Origin of the sequence: Methanothrix sp., from assembly GCF_024518575.1 — an archaeon.
Lineage (GTDB): Archaea > Halobacteriota > Methanosarcinia > Methanotrichales > Methanotrichaceae > Methanothrix_B.
Genome location: NZ_JANIHG010000033.1, coordinates 1 through 16,554 on the forward strand (window position 1 = coordinate 1; position 16,554 = coordinate 16,554).

General features: G+C 55.9%; 14 protein-coding genes. 5 read left to right on the top strand and 9 right to left on the bottom strand.

The features are described 5' to 3' along the window. Nucleotides 1-30 precede the first annotated feature (30 nt). Genes NQU42_RS06705 through NQU42_RS06720 form a run of 4 tightly spaced genes read right to left on the bottom strand, consistent with a single transcriptional unit; the run spans nucleotide 31 to nucleotide 4,162 of the window. Nucleotides 31-804, bottom strand: a complete 774-nt coding sequence (locus NQU42_RS06705) for a formylmethanofuran dehydrogenase subunit C (protein ID WP_296610089.1) — start codon at nucleotides 802-804, stop codon at nucleotides 31-33. Between the two features lies 1 nt (nucleotide 805). Further along, nucleotides 806-2,506 (bottom strand): formylmethanofuran dehydrogenase subunit A, encoded by a 1,701-nt coding sequence (locus NQU42_RS06710; RefSeq protein WP_296610091.1) that lies wholly within the window; start codon nucleotides 2,504-2,506, stop codon nucleotides 806-808. Beyond that, complete coding sequence (locus NQU42_RS06715) at nucleotides 2,496-3,788, bottom strand: formylmethanofuran dehydrogenase subunit B (RefSeq protein WP_366070238.1); 1,293 nt, start codon at nucleotides 3,786-3,788, stop codon at nucleotides 2,496-2,498. The genes NQU42_RS06710 and NQU42_RS06715 overlap by 11 nt, the downstream gene beginning before the upstream one ends. A gap of 2 nt (nucleotides 3,789-3,790) precedes the next feature. After that, the gene (locus NQU42_RS06720) at nucleotides 3,791-4,162 is read right to left on the bottom strand and encodes a molybdopterin dinucleotide binding domain-containing protein (RefSeq protein ID WP_296610095.1); all 372 of its coding nucleotides are present in this window, start codon (nucleotides 4,160-4,162) and stop codon (nucleotides 3,791-3,793) included. A 146-nt stretch (nucleotides 4,163-4,308) separates the two neighbouring features. Between NQU42_RS06720 and NQU42_RS06725 the strand changes: the two genes are divergently transcribed. Further along, nucleotides 4,309-4,572, top strand: a complete 264-nt coding sequence (locus NQU42_RS06725; protein ID WP_296610098.1) for a hypothetical protein — start codon at nucleotides 4,309-4,311, stop codon at nucleotides 4,570-4,572. Between the two features lie 145 nt (nucleotides 4,573-4,717). Here the strand turns inward: NQU42_RS06725 and NQU42_RS06730 are convergent, their stop codons facing one another. Beyond that, complete coding sequence (locus NQU42_RS06730) at nucleotides 4,718-6,598, bottom strand: GNAT family N-acetyltransferase (RefSeq protein WP_296610099.1); 1,881 nt, start codon at nucleotides 6,596-6,598, stop codon at nucleotides 4,718-4,720. Between the two features lie 85 nt (nucleotides 6,599-6,683). On the opposite strand from NQU42_RS06730, the gene NQU42_RS06735 reads away from it, so the two are divergent. Together NQU42_RS06735 and NQU42_RS06740 are read left to right on the top strand one after the other, a co-directional pair. Beyond that, nucleotides 6,684-7,382 carry an FkbM family methyltransferase gene (locus tag NQU42_RS06735; RefSeq protein WP_296610101.1) on the top strand — a complete coding sequence of 233 codons (699 nt, stop codon included), beginning with the start codon at nucleotides 6,684-6,686 and terminating at the stop codon, nucleotides 7,380-7,382. Between the two features lie 184 nt (nucleotides 7,383-7,566). Continuing rightward, nucleotides 7,567-8,370: a 2-amino-3,7-dideoxy-D-threo-hept-6-ulosonate synthase gene (locus tag NQU42_RS06740; RefSeq protein WP_296610103.1), complete on the top strand. Its 804-nt coding sequence runs from the start codon at nucleotides 7,567-7,569 to the stop codon at nucleotides 8,368-8,370. A 165-nt stretch (nucleotides 8,371-8,535) separates the two neighbouring features. Here NQU42_RS06740 and glp read toward each other — a convergent pair whose 3' ends face one another. Further along, nucleotides 8,536-9,684: a gephyrin-like molybdotransferase Glp gene (glp, locus tag NQU42_RS06745; RefSeq protein WP_296610105.1), complete on the bottom strand. Its 1,149-nt coding sequence runs from the start codon at nucleotides 9,682-9,684 to the stop codon at nucleotides 8,536-8,538. Nucleotides 9,685-9,700: 16 nt separating this feature from the next. Next, a complete protein-coding gene (locus NQU42_RS06750; RefSeq protein ID WP_296610106.1) occupies nucleotides 9,701-11,332 on the bottom strand; it encodes a cobyric acid synthase in 1,632 nt (543 codons plus the stop codon). Between the two features lie 87 nt (nucleotides 11,333-11,419). On the opposite strand from NQU42_RS06750, the gene NQU42_RS06755 reads away from it, so the two are divergent. Then, nucleotides 11,420-11,605: a hypothetical protein gene (locus NQU42_RS06755; protein ID WP_296610108.1), complete on the top strand. Its 186-nt coding sequence runs from the start codon at nucleotides 11,420-11,422 to the stop codon at nucleotides 11,603-11,605. Here the strand turns inward: NQU42_RS06755 and NQU42_RS06760 are convergent. Continuing rightward, nucleotides 11,598-12,245: a hypothetical protein gene (locus NQU42_RS06760; RefSeq protein WP_296610109.1), complete on the bottom strand. Its 648-nt coding sequence runs from the start codon at nucleotides 12,243-12,245 to the stop codon at nucleotides 11,598-11,600. The two genes, NQU42_RS06755 and NQU42_RS06760, sit on opposite strands and share 8 nt — an antisense overlap. Before the next feature lie 438 nt (nucleotides 12,246-12,683). Further along, the gene (locus NQU42_RS06765) at nucleotides 12,684-13,577 is read right to left on the bottom strand and encodes an aldolase (RefSeq protein WP_296610111.1); all 894 of its coding nucleotides are present in this window, start codon (nucleotides 13,575-13,577) and stop codon (nucleotides 12,684-12,686) included. 125 nt (nucleotides 13,578-13,702) lie between these two features. Here NQU42_RS06765 and NQU42_RS06770 point away from each other — a divergent pair, with 125 nt between their 5' ends. Further along, nucleotides 13,703-16,390 carry a cation-translocating P-type ATPase gene (locus tag NQU42_RS06770; protein WP_296610113.1) on the top strand — a complete coding sequence of 896 codons (2,688 nt, stop codon included), beginning with the start codon at nucleotides 13,703-13,705 and terminating at the stop codon, nucleotides 16,388-16,390. Nucleotides 16,391-16,554: the final 164 nt, after the last annotated feature.

Sequence of the window (16,554 nt, forward strand, 5' to 3'; positions counted from 1 at the left end):
CCTCAAAGCTGTATATGCTGACATGATTTATTATTTACCGATCTGGCCAGAGGCAACGTAGAGTTCACCTTTGCCATTTTCAACCAGATCTCCGATATATTTTTTGTAAGTCAAACCACCCAGCTCCACGGTCCCCTCGCAGGCGAAGCTGGGAAGCACGTGCGCGCTCCCTGCGGTTATGCTGCCTTTGACCATCTCAGCCCCCGGAAGGTGGGCGTGTCCGTGTATGCGGATGACACCCCCTTGATTCGCGCATCCGGGGAAGTCTCCAGCATCTCCCATGACCTCGATCGAACCGCCGCAGAGATGCTCGCCAAGGAATGCACCTGCATTTCCCTTTATAACTATCTCTCCGCCACGCATGCCGCACCGCTCGCCGCGGTAGCCTGCGCCAGCGTAGTTGCCTGCATTCCCCTCGACAATGATCCTGCCGCCGCGCATCTCCCTGCCCAGCCAGTCTCCGGCATCTCCTTTTATATGCAGCATGCCACCGCGCATGCTGTTTCCTGCATGCATTCCAGCATCTCCGATGATCTCCATAACGCCGGAGGACATGCCTTCACCAAGACGCTTGACCTTTGAGAGATCGCCCTCTAGAACGATTCTCGTCTCCTCTGGCTTATCCGGATCAGGATCGCCTGAGATCAAAAAGATCTTCGAGAGAGGCAATCTCCTGTTGCCATGCCATACTTCAATCTCAGATATCTCCTTGATGGTGAGGCCTGCAAGAACATCCGCAGATATCCTCTCCGCCTCCACCGGAACGCCGCGATGCTCTGGAAGTTTTATGGTGATGGTGCGCATCTCAGATCACCTCTTTCAGAGGCTGCACTCCTGCTCTCACCACAAACGGATTTGATAAATACGCGTCCTGCACCATGTAGTTAGACATTCTTATGCTGTAGTACCTCTCGAACTTCTCTTTGAGAGCAGACAGCATGCGGTCCATCTCGCTCTCCGGAACGGCGGCATCGACCCAGTACGTCCTTCCCTGAGGCGCTGCGACGATCTCGCCGTCTCTGACAACCACAACGCCGCCTTTTATCGTGTACTTCGCTCTGGACATGCCGGCCTTAACCTCTGCATGATCCTTTGATGGATCGATCTCTTCAGGCTTGATGTTGTATATCGATACGTCCGCATCAGCGCCGATGCCCAGATGCCCCTTGTCCTCGAGGCCCAGAATCCTTGCGGGAGCGGCCCTTGTCATTATCACGATCTCCGACCAGTCCAGCTCTCTCTCGATTGAGGGCAGGGTGCTTCTAGATCTCACCACCTCATGCAACGTCTTCATCTCCTCCTCGCGCTTCTCCCTGCTCATAAGCAGCGATATTATCTCAGGGTAGTTTACGAACGGCCCTCCGTTTGGATGGTCTGTTGTCATGACCACCTTCCACGGATCTCTGGTGAGAAGCGCGAGCTCCAGCCCTATGGCCCACTGGACCGCGTTGACCGGCATCTTTCTCATGTAAACCCACGGCACCACACCGCTGGACTCCTCGAGCTCTATGTCGTGGTTCGACCACTTCTGATGCCCGATCCTGGCGTTCGCGTACTCCAGCGGCGCATCAGCGGTCATGGTTGTGGCGGGGCCGAATATGATCTGGCCGAGATCCATCGTCGCATGATTTGTTTGGTTGAAGTAATCCGCTATCACAGATGCCTTTGACTCGAAGTCCTTCCAGCCTGTGCCTCCGTACGCGGAGAACTGCATGTGCGCGACGTGCACAACCTGTCTCATCCTGCTCGGCTTTATGTCCTTCAGCAGCTCCAGGGTCTCGATAGCTGTGGTGTAATTCCCCGGTCTCCCGAGATTGTTGAAGTGCAGATGTATCGAGTGCGGAAGCCTGAGGCGCTCGTTGACCTCGGCAAGCGCTCTTATTATCTGTGCTGGAGTCACATCGAAGTGCGGCACCGGGTCATGCACGCTCTTCACGTTCGAGCCGAAACCCCAGGCCTCGCCGCCGCCCGGATTCACGATCTTGACACCATACCCACGCGCTGCCCTCAGACCCCATGCGACGTATGCAGCAAGTCTTCCCAGATCGTTGTCGCGCACGCACTCCATCACTGTCCAGTTGCTTCCGAAGAGCGTGAGGGCGCCCTTGTCAACTATCGGGATCTCCTCCAGCTCCTCATGTGTGTGGCGGGCCTCTATGATCGGCGTCGCGGCCTCGAATGCCGTTGTGTATCCCAGCCTGGCGTACCTGTAGCCGATGGCGTAGCAGTTCGGCACTGTGTATCCCGTTGACGGCCTGCAGACCCTCGTCCTGGGCTCTGTCCCCATCCTGGAGTCGTCGGGGCGCATTATCCTGCCTGTGTTTAGCTTTGGGCCTGCGATGTGCGAGTGTGCATCCACACCGCCAGGCATGACTAGAAGACCTCTGGCATCTATCACCTCTCCGCCGGCGTCCTCAGCTATCCGGCCGTTCTCTATGCATATGTCCATCTCCTCGCCGAAGATCCCGTTGGCAGGATCATAGACAATGCCACCCTTAATTATCATCTCTGAGCCTCCTGATATTATCGAGAATCGCCTGGAGTATTTCCACATCGCTCGGGTATTCAGTATCCACGAGCTTTCTCAGGCGGAGCGAGAGGCCATCCATTCTGTAGGCCGTCCCCTCGGCCTCGATACCTGCGATCGCGCTCGGTATGACAACATCCGCGAAGAGCGTAGTTGGGTTCTCAAAAGGATCTATCTGTATAACAGGCATCTCCCCGAGCGCCTCGACGCAGCCTCTGGGGAGGTTAGATGCTGGATCTGAGGCTATGATCAGGGCAGCATCGACATCTCGCCTGCTCAGTAGATCGCAGCACGATGTCTCTCCGGGATTGTAGTACGGCGCACCACGCGCGTAATCAACAGCCATCGGATACCCTGATGACCACGCCAGGACCTGGCCCGCGCCGGTGACGTTGTAGTGCCCCCTCATCGCCATTATAACGAACTTCGTGTGGCTGTTCAGCTCCGACACCAGGGAGAGAGCATTGTCGACGTTCTTGTACCTGCCCCTGCTGTGCGTTAACCCAAGACCAAAGAATATCGCGCCGAACTTCGCGTTCTTCATCATATCCGCGATCTCGATGAGATCTTTTCTGGGCACGCCCGCTATATCCTCCGGCAGAGAATCCGCCTTTCCTCCGATGATCATGCGCAGCGCGGATATTATCTCATAGTCAGTTCCCGGCTGGATTCTCAGAAATCTGTCAGCGTTCCTGGCGGTTCTAGTCTCCCTCACATCGATGACCAGAACCTTTCTGCCCTTCCGCCCCTCAGGGACGAACCTGCCGCATGCATTGGATGAGTATCTTAGCGTGTGTCTCGGATGCGCCTCTGATGGGTTGCAACCCCAGAAGACTATGAGGTCAGCGCGGTTCTTTATCTGCCCGAGAGTCGAGCCGACGAGCCCCTTCTCCTCTATGCCTATGATCGACGGGCCGTGGCACACTGTCGCTGTGGTGTCGATCACGCCGCCGATCTCCTCCGCGAGGAGGATTCCCTTCTTCAGAGCCTCACATGTCGTAGAAGCCCATCCGTAGAGGAGTGGATGCTTCGCGCTGACAAGGATCTCGGCCGCTCTTCTGTAAGCATCCTCGTAGCCGACCTCGACGAGCTCTCCGTCTTTGCGTATCATCGGCGACTTTATCCTGTTATGTCCCATGATCTTTGAGGAGCCAAGCCTGCACGCCCCACGGACCTTCTCTATTCTGCCCTCATTCACCTCAACCCTGATATCATCGCAGAGGCAGCCGCAGAAGGTGCAGAGAACATCTTCTATCTGCAATATCATCGACCTCTCAACATCAGTTCGCGGATATCCAACACCTTCTCATCTGTGGGTGTGACCTCCACCTCCACACCCTTGAATCCGGGCATCCCGCAGCCATTTGTATCCGTGCCTGTCAGCATGTTCGCCCACGGCCCCATGGGTATGAAGACGATGCCCTGTGGCAGCCCCTTGTCCACACCAGCTCTCAGCACCGCGCTTCCATGTGGGCTGGTCAGAAGCAGATTCATTCCATCTGAGAGCCCCAGCGCCCTGTAGTCATCCTCAGATAGATAACAGCATGAGACCTCGTTGATGTACAGTGGAGACATCTTATCCTCGCAGCCAGCTCCCTGCGCGAGGGTCCTTCCGGAGATCATGACAGCCTTCAAACCGGATCACCAGTATCTCAATCAATGGACAATACTCCTCTAAAAAGTGAGCGGTTTGTGCGAGGTATCTGCGAGGTATCCGGATAAGAGCTTTAACTCGCTGGAGCAGAGAGGACTTAGCTTTCATCCCAGCATAAGGTCTGGGGATGAAAGCTAAGTCGTCCCTTCTTCCGGCATGCTTAACCGCCTCAACAGGGCGGGTTGGCCTCGATATTCTGATGCAGCAGGCAGAGTCCCAGAGAGATGTGTTCCTCAGCTACACGTATCCGATATTTCCTGATAAAACAAAAGAGAAGAAGTTAGCCGGAGCTCTGGAGCTGGCAGATGGCTCTACAACAAACATCACTCATCGCAGGGTTGTGACAGCCCGTATCCCCATAGCTCCAAAACCTCCACACCACTTACTATGATGCAATTCCTGGCTATGATGTGGGAAGCTGCGCCATTAAGGACGCGATAGTTCGCTTTGGCAGTGCGGGATCATCCCGATCCCATCGGAACTGTATGGCGCAGATGGTGGCATCCGCCCACCGCACTCCTTCGGCCGGCAGGTTGTCACAGGTATATCTTAACTGAATACACACCTCCCTCCAGTCTCCTCTCAGTCCGGAGGTTCAGCCGCTCGAACATCCTCAGAACCGCCTGGTTCTCCACCAGAACCTCAGCGTTCAGATAGAACAGCCCCTGCTTTCTCGCCAGGTATACCAGATAGGAGAGGATCTCCATGCCCACGCCCTTTCTCTGGTAGTCATCTCTGACGACTATGGCCACCTCTGCGGTATGCGTCCCCTCTGCGATGCTGTACTGTCCGAGACCGACGACCACCTCCCTCTCCTCCTCGACAACAGCGAGAATCACCATCTCCCTGGTGTAATCTATAACAACAAAATCCTGAAGCTGCTTGTGGCTCATGCCCTTCCGCGCGGACGCGAACCTCTGATACATCGTCTCGTCTGATAGAGAGTAGAAGAAATCCTTCAGGAGCGGCTCGTCTGTGATCCTGACCGGCCTGAGGAGTATGTTGATCCCGGTCTTCGTCGTCCTGTATGTCTCCAGGTGCTCCGGATACTCGCCCTTCTCCCCGGGTATGAACTCCTGGTCAGCATAGATGAGCGAGAGCCGCTTCGCTTCCTCCAAAAGCCACGGCCTGAACTTCGGATGCGCCAGGGCTATGAGATCCATCGCGCGTTCCCTGACGTTCTTGCCGTGGAGGTACGCGATTCCATACTCTGTAACGACGTAATGCAGATCTCCTCTTGTCAGCGTGACACCCGCGCCCTCCCTGAGCATCGGAACTATTCTGGAGATCCTCCCGTTCTCAGCGGTCGATGGCAGCGCGAGAACAGCCTTGCCTCCGGGCGAGAGAACAGCCCCGCGCATGAAGTCCGCCTGCCCCCCGATTCCGCTGTGGAAGAATGTTCCAAGAGACTCAGCAGTCGCCTGGCCTGTGAGATCGACCTCCATTGCGCTGTTGATCGATACCATGTTCCGGTTCTTCGCTATGATGAGGGGGTTGTTCGTGTAATCGATGGTCTTGAACTCTATCGCCGGATTGTCATGGATGTACTCGTACGTCTTCCGCGTGCCCATGCAGAATGAGGCTACTGTCTTGTATCTGTCTATGCTCTTCATCGAGTTGTCGACAGCCCCGACCTTCATGAGCTCTATGAATCCATCTGTCAGAAGCGATGTGTGAATGCCGAGATGCTTCTTGTGCTTCAGGTTCGCGAGGACAGCATTCGGTATCATTCCATAGCCGGCCTCGATCGTGGATCCGTCCTCGACTATCCTCGCCACATATCTTCCGATCTGCTGCGCCAGCTCTGTCGGCACGCTCTCCACGTACTCGAGAAGGGGCTCGTCATGCGGTATCACAAAGCTCACATCATCCATGTGGATGAAGCCGTCTCCCTGAACTCTGGGCATATTCGAGTTTATCTGTGCTATGACAACTGATGCCTTCTCCACAGCAGCCTTCACGATGTCAACGCTTATCCCCAGGTTCAGGTAACCGTGCCGATCAGGCGGTGTTGTCTGTATCAGCGCGACATCTATCGGTATGCGCCCCCTGTAGATCAGATCGGGTATCGCTGAGAAGAATATGGGGGTGTAGTCAGCGAGCTCCTTGTTCACAGCATCGCGCGTGCTTCTGCCTATGAAGAATGTGTTGAGCCTGAAGTTCTCCTTGAACTTGATGTCTGTGTATGGAGCAGCGCCGAGGGTCCAGACGTGCAGGATCTCTGTATCGAAGAACGCCTTCGGATGCTCCCTCACGTAATCGGCGAGCGCCTGAACCAGGAACTGCGGCTCGCCACAGCCTGTGCCTATGAAGATCCTGTCGCCTGCGTGTATGTGGCTGAACGCCCTCTCCAGCGAGGCGAACTTTTCCGGCCATTGTGCCTTCAGATCACTGTAGTGGTGCTCCATGATCTCCATAAGCTTCCCAAGGTTCAATTAAAGGCTGGCTTAATTAATTTTACCTGCGGAGGTTTTATGCGTCCGTCTGAGCAGACATATCTGCATGGATCTGGATCGGCTTGTGCTGGGCGCAGAGCTTCCCGATGGTATTCTGATCAGATTCCGGCCGTTCTCCGAGGGGGATGCTGACATGATACGGGATGTCCACCAGCACGGGCACTACGATATCCTGGAGATACGCCCGGGTGAGGTGGTGTTCGATGTTGGTGCGCATATCGGATCGTTCGCTCTCAGGGCGGCCAGGATGGTTGGGGAGGATGGCCTTGTGGTCGCGGTGGAGCCGGAGCGGAGCAACTACGAGCTTCTCAGGATCAATGCGGAGGGAATGGACAACATCGTCCCGCTGCGTTTGGCTCTGTCAGATTTTAAGGGCAGTGGAAGGCTCTTTCTCGCACAGGGCACTGCAGCTCACTCCCTGATATTCCGCAGAAGCGCATACTGGGATGATGTTCATGTCAATACCATGGACGGGCTCATAGAGGAGCTCGGGATCAGGCCGGATGTGGTCAAGATCGACGCTGAGGGTGCAGCACTGAAGATCCTGAGCTGTGCTGAGAGCATGCGCTGCAGGAAGATCGCGGTCGCAGCGTACCACTTCCCTGCTGAGGATCTCCAAGTGGCCAGCAGGCTGAGATCGATGGGGTTCCTGCCGAAGATCGTCCATGTCAGATCGAGCGTCTACAGAAGCCCGTTCGCCCCAAGCGTGCCAATCGTCACGGGCGAGATTAGTGGAAGTGTCTGAGATCTGGTTGTGGCTCGAATCGCTGAATGGGTTTCAGAAATTGACATTTATTGGCGCAACAGGTCAAAAATCCTGTGAGTTAACCTGCCTGTCATCCTCGAGTCATTCATGGCAAAGATGCGACCGTCATCTTTTTATATGTGCTATTTGTTAGCATGTACCACGTTAACATTAGGAGATCGCTATGAGTGAGATTGGCAAACGCGTTCGAATGGAAAGGATCATGGATAGGGACAGCGGAAACACCGTGATAATACCTCTTGATCACGGGATATCGGTCGGGCCGATACAGGGGCTTGCAAACCTGCCTGAGATGGTCGATAAGGTTGCGAAGGGCGGGGCAAATGCGGTGCTCCAGCAGAAGGGCATGGTCAGGCACGGGCATCGCGGCTACGGCAGGGATATAGGCCTGATCGTTCACATGTCCGCTTCCACATCTCTGGGCCCCGATCCTAACAACAAGGTCCAGGTCGCCATGGTGGAGGAGGCGATAAAGCTCGGAGCAGACGCGGTGAGCGTCCACATAAATATCGGCTCTGAGACCGAGGCGGAGCAGCTCCACTTCCTCGGTATGGTCTCGGAGAGGTGCGACTTCTGGGGTATGCCGCTGGTCGCGATGATGTACCCCCGCGGGAAGGATATAACAAACCCGAACGCTCCGGACGTTGTGGCGCACGCCGCCAGGGCAGGCGCCGAGCTCGGGGCTGACATCATAAAGACCAACTACACCGGATCCCCGGAGAGCTTCAGGGAGGTTGTGGCAGGCTGTCCTGTGCCTGTGGTCATCGCAGGCGGCCCGAAGACAGCGACGGACCTGGAGTTCCTGCAGATGATCGAGGGCGCGATGAAGGCTGGCGCGAGGGGCGTCGCCATAGGAAGAAACGTCTTCCAGCACAGGGATCCGACCCGCATGACCAGGGCGATATGCGCTATAGTCCATCACGGCAGGAGTGCGGAGGAGGCTGCGAGAATACTGAGCGAGATATGACGCGCGGGAGTTGATGGTGCAGAGCTCCCGTCATTCGTCGATATCTCCTGACAGTTCGGAAGCCGGTCGAAAGAGTGGGAAATACCAGCGTCATGTCCGCTCAACACTGCATCTGGAATCTGCAGGGGCTTCCTGAGGGGATCTTCTTTGGATAGCCCTTCAACCTCACTCGAAGATATGCACCTCGACCTGCTCTCCCTCGTCAAGCCCCTCCAGATCCTCCGGCACCAGGACAAATCCATCAGCCCGCGCGACCGAGCTCAGTATGCCTGCTCCGCTGATCATGACCGGCTCGGCGATCCCGTTCCTGAGCGAGACCCTTGCGAATGTGATGTACCCCGGCCTGGAGGGGATCTTTCTCGAGAGCCGCGCATCTCTCCTTGGAGCGTCATCGCTGAGATGCGCAAGCCTCTTTATTGCAGGCCTCACGAGCAGGTAGAGCGAGGCGAGTGCAGCCACAGGGTAGCCCGGGAGGCACATAACCGGCTTGCCGCTGACGGAGCCCAAGGCTGTGGGTCTTCCAGGGCTCAGCCTGACCCCGTGAACCATCAGCTCGCCCATATCCTCAAGCACGCCCGGCGCGTAATCTCTCTCACCAACAGATGTTCCACCTGAGATCAGTATCAGATCTGACCCCAGGCATCTCTTTATGGCATGTTTTATCGCATCCCTCTCATCCGGTATCACTCCGGAGAGATGCGGCTCGCCGCCCCAGAGCTCAACGTAGCTGTATATCATGAGGCTGTTGATCTCTCTAGCCTCGCCAGGCGCCGGCACACTGCTCCTGGGAACGAGCTCGTCTCCTGTCATGATAATACTTACACGTGGCCTGGTGAAGACCTCCACATCATCGATGCCGACCGCCCCGAGAAGCGCGAGGTCAGGCGGCCTGAGCCTGTGCTCTCGGCAGAGCACCACATCCCCGGCTCTGAGATCCTCTCCGATCCTGGAGACGTTTCTGTAGGGCGTGAGCTCGGCTGTGACCTCAAGGACGTCACCACGCAAAAACGAATCCTCGAGCATCACAACCGCATCGAACCCCTCTGGGAGAGCAGCGCCTGTTCTCACCCTCACGTACTCGGTGATCTGTGCGGGCGAGCTCTGAGATGCCCCGCGTGTCTCCCCGGATCTTACAGCATATCCGTCCATGGCGGCCCTGTTGAACGACGGCAGATCCTCTGGCGAGAGAACATCGGATGCGAGAACCCTTCCGCATGCCTCCTCGATCGGGATTTTCTCCCTTTCATTCACAGGAGGGCAGAGATCGAGGAGCCTTTCAAGCGCGTAACCGACCGCAGATAGCTTCTTGAACATACCCATTTCTTGGATGCTACCTTGCATTTTCGTCTGGGCCTTCATGTAATGGCAGTGCAATCGTCGACGCATCGAGCTCCAGCATACTCAGTATCCTCTTCATGTCAAGATGCCTCTCCACAGCCCCCGCCAAGGCGTCAAAGCCGTTATCGCGTGAGAGCTCCTGGCGCCTGAGCCCCCTCCGCTCGTAGAGGTGATCGAGAAATGCGTTCCTGAAGTTATCGTTCTCAAATAGGCCGTGGAGGTATGTGCCTATCACCATTCCATCCTCTGTGACAGCGCCATCGTCCCCGAAGGCGCCCATCTCCCTCGAGTCTGTGATCCCCATGTGTATCTCGTAGCCCTTCACGCGCTCCCCTTTTATCCTCCCCAGTATCGGGCCGTCTCCAGTGACCTCCTTTGTAACCTGAACGGTCCTCTTCTCGTATGCATCGAAGCGCGTCACAGCATCGATGAGCCCCAGCCCCGGGACGGATCCGCAGATATCCTCTATGCCGCAGTCGATTATCTCCCTTCCCAGAATCTGATACCCGCCACAGATGCCGATAATCGGAACGTTCTTCAAAGATAATATTTTGCGATCCATCCCGTACCTCCTCATCTCGGCCAGATCTGATACCGTGTTCTTTGTGCCCGGTATTATAACAGCATCCGGATTTCCGAGATCATCCCTGAGATCGACATACCGGACCCTGGCATATCGCTCCAGCGGCTCGAAGTCTGTGAAGTTCGATATCCTGGGGAGCCTTATGATCGCGATCTCCGGCATGTTCTCTTCTCTTGAGATCCTCTTGTCCGAGAGCGATACCGAATCCTCCGAGGGTATCTCGAGATCGAGATACGGCAGGATCCCGAGCACAGGGATGCCGGTCATATCCTCAAGCATTTTTATGCCCGGGTAAAGTATCGTGGGATCCCCGCGGAACTTGTTTATGACCATGCCCCTCACGAGCTCTCTTATCTCAGGCGGAAGGAGCTTCACAGTTCCGTAAAGGCTCGCAAAGACCCCGCCCCTCTCGATATCCCCGACGAGTATGATGGGAGCTCTGAGCCTGGATGCGACGTAGATGTTCGCGATATCCCTGTCGAAGAGGTTTATCTCAGCCGCCCCTCCTGCACCCTCGACGATGATGTAATCATAATCTCTGCTCAGCTCCTCGATCGCGGAATCGACAATTCCCTTCAGGCTCTCTATATCCTTATAGTAATCAGCAGCCGACTTGTCTGCCACCGGCCTTCCCATTATTATGACCTGAGATGTGCGATCGCCCTTTGGCTTGAGCAGGATGGGGTTCATGAGCACGGACGGCTCCACGCCGGCAGCCCATGCCTGCACCGCCTGGGCTATCCCCATCTCTCCGCCAGAGGATGTTACCCAAGAGTTCAGGCTCATGTTCTGGGACTTGAACGGGGCGACGCGAAGTCCGCGGTTTTTTAGCATCCTGCAGAGGGCTGTGACAAGTATGCTCTTTCCAGAGTGGGATGTTGTGCCCAGAACGATCAGGTACTTCGTACCCCTCTTCCCGACATTGAAGGGCAGGGCTTCCTGCGCTTCGAGCGCAGGCCGGTGCCCCTCGAGTTGCATCGACTTCGTCGAAGCCTCTCGACCATGTCGGGAGATATCGATGGCTTCACACATTCGGTTCATCAGATACCTCCACAGGCTCTACCCATCTCTCCTGGAATCTCCTGGGTTGCAGGGGCAGCGGAAACCCCGGCCTTAAGGACGGAGCAGTTGACACCGCTCAGTCCTCTCCGCTCCAACAAGATAAACGCAACGGCCAGGGTTGCTATCAACCAGCCTGTTGTAGCAGTGCATCAGTTACATGTTATGGCATTCAGGCCGGAGCAGCTGAGGCCATCACATCCTGAGATGCCCGCGCTACTGTGCGGGGAATGCATAGCGATACAGCTTATATGAAGAGCCTGATGTCGTTCACGGTCACTGTATAGAACGGATGCTGTGTGTCCACGTATATGCGGTCTCCCTGGTCGTAGATCGCCCACCCACCGCTGTTTATGTTTCCGTTCAGGTTCATGAAGCACAGCAGCCCTGGCAGGACAGGCGCGGGCTTGTCATTGTCAGGATCCGAATCTCTGACCCTGCTTCCAGCCTGGAGCGTCATGTAGCCTGTTATGCGCACATCTCCTGCATCTATCCTGCCGTACTCTGGCCCGACGTCAAGATAAACAGGGTCCACGATGCTGTATGCCCCGTCGCCATCAACATCGAAGTAGACAAGCTGCGCGCCGGGCATGCCACCTATGCCGAAGGGCGTGAGCTTGTACCCGTAATCCTGATCACCAAGCCTGACCTGGCTTCCAGCAGGATATGTCCCAAAGGGCGTCAGCCTCACATCGTTCTCGTTGACCACATCATCTGAGGGATCCACATCGATGTAAACAGGGTCCGATATATCGAAGATCCCGCGCATGTTTGCATCCGAGTAAGCGAACACAGGCGCGGATGAGAAGGCGCTGAGCGCTCTCGACTCATCAGGATCGTATGGCAGGACCTTGGAGCCGTAGCTCGAGTCCGCAGCAGCTGAGCCAATAGTCATCAGCACAGCCATGAGAATGAGAAACCTCGTCTTTATACCCCCTTCACATGAGATATCATCATTACTTGATTTAAATTTTATCGTTATCTTGCTGTGTTGAATAATGTTTGAGAATCAGATAGCAGAGGCTCGATTCATACGAATTGCAATTCTAGTAAAAATCGATAGCTATCGACCTTAGAGCTCTTAATTATTCAACACAGCACGTCATCTTTGATAGAGATGCTGCAGCGCTCCCCTTCAGGACGCCTTGGGTAGATGCTGGTTCTGAGATGCGATACGCTTTTCGTCCTGTTCTACAATCGTGCGAAAAGATCTCCGCCCGACAGCATCGATCTCGCTGGCGTGGTGGAATCGGATGGTGAAATGTGGTCGCTGGATCCGAGTGCATCAAACAGGCTGGCATCCGTAGATGAGTTGCTGCGGGAATTCCAGGGCTCACTGCAGCATGCGCAGCGCCTCCTCCAGAGATCTGTTCTCGACGGTTATGGCGTATATCGCGTTGCACATCCTGATCGCGTCCTCGAGCCTCTTCTGGTGTATGTTCCTGCCGGTGGCGTTTCCCGATGCGCCTGATATGTGGATCTGCTCGTGGAGCCGCCGGAGGAACGCCTCAGGATCATCGCTCGATCCGCCGGCGCATATCACCTTTGTTCTGCCGGCCGCCAGCACAGCCTCCCTGAATGCCAGAGCGGGATTCTCTGCCCTGGGGTAGTTGACCTTCACGAAATCGCTTCCCAGTGCGGCCGCAACTCCGCATGCTCCGGCGATCAGATGCGGGTCATGCTCGTCCTTCACAGCCTTGCCTCTGGGATACATCCAAAGAACCACAACAAGACCGTGCCTGTGAGCCTCGCGGACCACCTGAGCCGCTTCTCGGAGCATGATCGCCTCGTGCTCGCTGCCCGGGTAAACCGTGTAGCCGACGCCCGGTATCCTGAGTCCAGTATCCCTCTTGAACTCCAAGACCTGCGAGACATCCAGCCACGCCCTGCTCAGGGGATCTGCCTGTGATGTCTTTATCAGATTCGTCTTTGAGTTCAGCTTTACCAGATAAGGAACATCCGGATAGTCCATGCCGTATCTGGCAATCAGGCCGAGCTGCGTCGCAAAAACGCCGATCCTGCCCCGGCTTGCTATCCTGAAGAGATGCTCCGGATCCGCATCATCTTCTGCTATCCCCGGACCGTAGAAGTCGTCGTTCAGATGCTCGACCTTCTGATCGCCTGCGAAGAGCATCAGCCTTCCAGAGCCCCTCGTGATCTCTGTGTAGTTCTTTATGTATTCCTCCCTGGCGTTTCCTGGAACATCAAGCGGCACCTTCAGATTCATCTGCACAACTCCCCATAGACATGTAATCCTCTCATTCTTCTCCCCCTTAATCTTTTGCTGCACTGGATCTGCATCTGGCCGCTTGATCACAAGGTTAATAGCACCGACCCACAGACTGCAGCCTTATGGCGAACTGGCATGCTCTGCCGCCTGAAGATGCTCTGAAACTGCTGGACTCCGGACCGGATGGCCTCTCTGATGATGAAGCAGCATCCCGTCTTGAGAGGTTCGGGCCGAACGATCTCGCTCGAATCTCCGGACCCGGCCCTGCCAGGATCCTGCTGCGACAGTTCGAGAACTACATGGTCCTGGTGCTCCTGGCTGCCGCCGTGATATCATGGCTCTCAGGGGAGAGATCGAATTCGATCGTCGTTCTCGGAATCCTGTTCTTCATAGCCCTCCTGGGATTTGTCCAGGAGTATCGGGCCGAGAGGGCGATGGAGGCTCTGAGGAAGATGGTCGCCCCTGAGGCAAGGGTCTTCAGGAGCGGCAGGATGATCAAACTCCCGGCAAGAAACCTCGTCCCTGGGGATGTTATCTACGTGGAGGCTGGCGATATAGTCCCTGCGGATGCGAGGATACTTGATTCATCCGCCCTTGAGACCGTGGAGTCGTCGCTGACCGGGGAGTCCAATCCTGTGAGGAAGAGTCCTGATCCTGTGAAGGAGAACGCCCCTCTGGCAGATAGGAGCAGCATGCTGTTCATGGGCACCATGGTCACCTACGGCAACGGAAAGGCTGTTGTGACGTCCACAGGCTCCGATACAGAGCTCGGAAGGATCTCGGGGATGATCCAGGAGACCCCGGCAGAGCCACCGCTCAAGATCCGGCTGCAGCAGCTCTCCAAGAGCCTCGCAGTTATGGTCTTCATCGCAGCTCTTGTGGTCTTCTCGATCCAGGTCTACAGGGGCTATCCTGTTCTTGATACGCTTCTGATTGCCGCAGCTCTTGCGGTCGCCGGCATACCTGAGGCTCTCCCGTTCGTTGTGACCCTCGCTCTGGCATATGGGACGCAGAGCATGGCCAGAAGGAATGCGATAGTGAGGAGGCTTCCCGCGGTAGAGACACTCGGATCCACGACAGTCATATGCACCGACAAGACCGGCACACTGACCAGGGGAGAGATGACGGTCAGGGAGATCTGGTGCGGGCGCAGGGTCGATGTGACTGGCTCAGGGTATGTGCCAGAGGGCGTCTTCAGGGTCGATGGCTCTGAGATCGATCCTGTATCTCTTGATGCTTTAAAGGAGACGATAATCACAGGCGCTCTTTGCAACAACTCAGAGCTTTTACAGGAGGACGGCTGGAAGATCGCGGGCGATCCGACAGAGGGAGCTCTGATCGTGCTCGCCAGAAAGGCAGGTCTCGATCTCCGCGAGAGGTGCAGGGAGGTCACCGAGTACCCCTTCGCATCTGATACGAGAAGGATGACCACAGTGCATGAGTGCGACAACCTTCTCCGGGTCTCGATGAAGGGCGCGGTAGAGGTTGTGGTGGAGAGATGCTCCTACATCATGGACTCCAGCGGCCTCAGACCCATGACAGAGGGGGAGAGGGAGAGAATTTTGGAGGTCGCGGACGAGATGGCAGGCCGTGCTCTGCGTGTTCTGGCGACCGCATTCAAACGAACCGAATCCGGAGAGCTCAGCAGGGAGATCCTGGAGCAGGATATGATATTCACAGGCCTCATCGGAATGATGGATCCGCCGCGCGAGGAGGTCTATGGAGCGATAGATGTGTGCAAGAGGGCCGGCATAAGACCGGTGATGATCACAGGGGATCACAAGCGCACCGCTGAGGCGATCGCAAGGGAGCTGCGCATGCTCAACGGGGAGGTGCTTGACGGCTCTGAGCTAGACAGCATGAGCGATGAGGAGCTCAGCGATCGCATAGAGAGAATCTCCGTATTCTCAAGGGCGACGGCGGAGCACAAGATGAGGATAATAAAGGCGCTGAAGGAGCACGGCCATGTCGTTGCAATGACCGGTGATGGTGTGAATGATGCTCCTGCTCTGAGATCAGCGGATATCGGGATCGCGATGGGCCGTGCCGGGACAGATGTGAGCAAGGAGGCCTCGGACATGGTGCTGGCAGACGACAACTTCGCCACAATAGTTGCGGCTGTCGAGGAGGGCAGGAGGATCTACGAGAACATAAGGAAGGCATCATCATACATGTTAGCTGTAACGTTCGCCGAGGTGGCAGTTATTCTGGTAGCAGTGCTTGTCGGGCTTCCGGCACCTCTCCTGGCGCTTCAGATACTCTGGATCAATGTGGTCGCTGAGGACTTTCCCGCGATAGGCCTTGCTGTCGAGCCCGCGAGGGCTGGGCTGATGAACGAGCGCCCGAGAAATCCAAAGGAGCCGATTCTCTCGAGGTATGTTCTAAGATACACCCTCGGCACATCAGCAGCGATACTGATCGGAACACTCGGACTTTTCCTTCTCAACCTTGAGGATAATCTAAGCTACGCGAGGACTGTGGCATTCGCGTCTCTGGGCATATGCGCGATATACAGTGCATACAGCAGCAGGTCATTCCATAGTTCTGTGCTGGAGATGAACCCACTCGGGAACAGGAAGCTGCTCGCCGGGATCGTGGCCTCTCTCGCATCCGTTGTGATGGTCATTTACATTCCGGTGTTCCAGAGAACATTCGAGACGCTGCCGCTGACCCCCGACTCCTGGCTGCAGGTCTGGGTGGTCTCGACGATAGTGATAGTCATAGCAGAGGTGCTTAAAAGGTCGATGATGGTAGGAGAGACGAACTCTCTCGGTTCAAGCTCGCACAGCTCACCAGCAAAAAGCAGATGATATCGTCTCGGAATGAGCCATCGACTTAAATGTGCATCTCTCAACGTGGCCCGTATGACGCCGACTCACTGAAACTTGTCTTTGTATTATTTAACAGCTACATGATGTTACCTCTAGCAGTGCCCCTCTAGCAGTGCCAACCAAAAGCAATACATCCTCGCAAA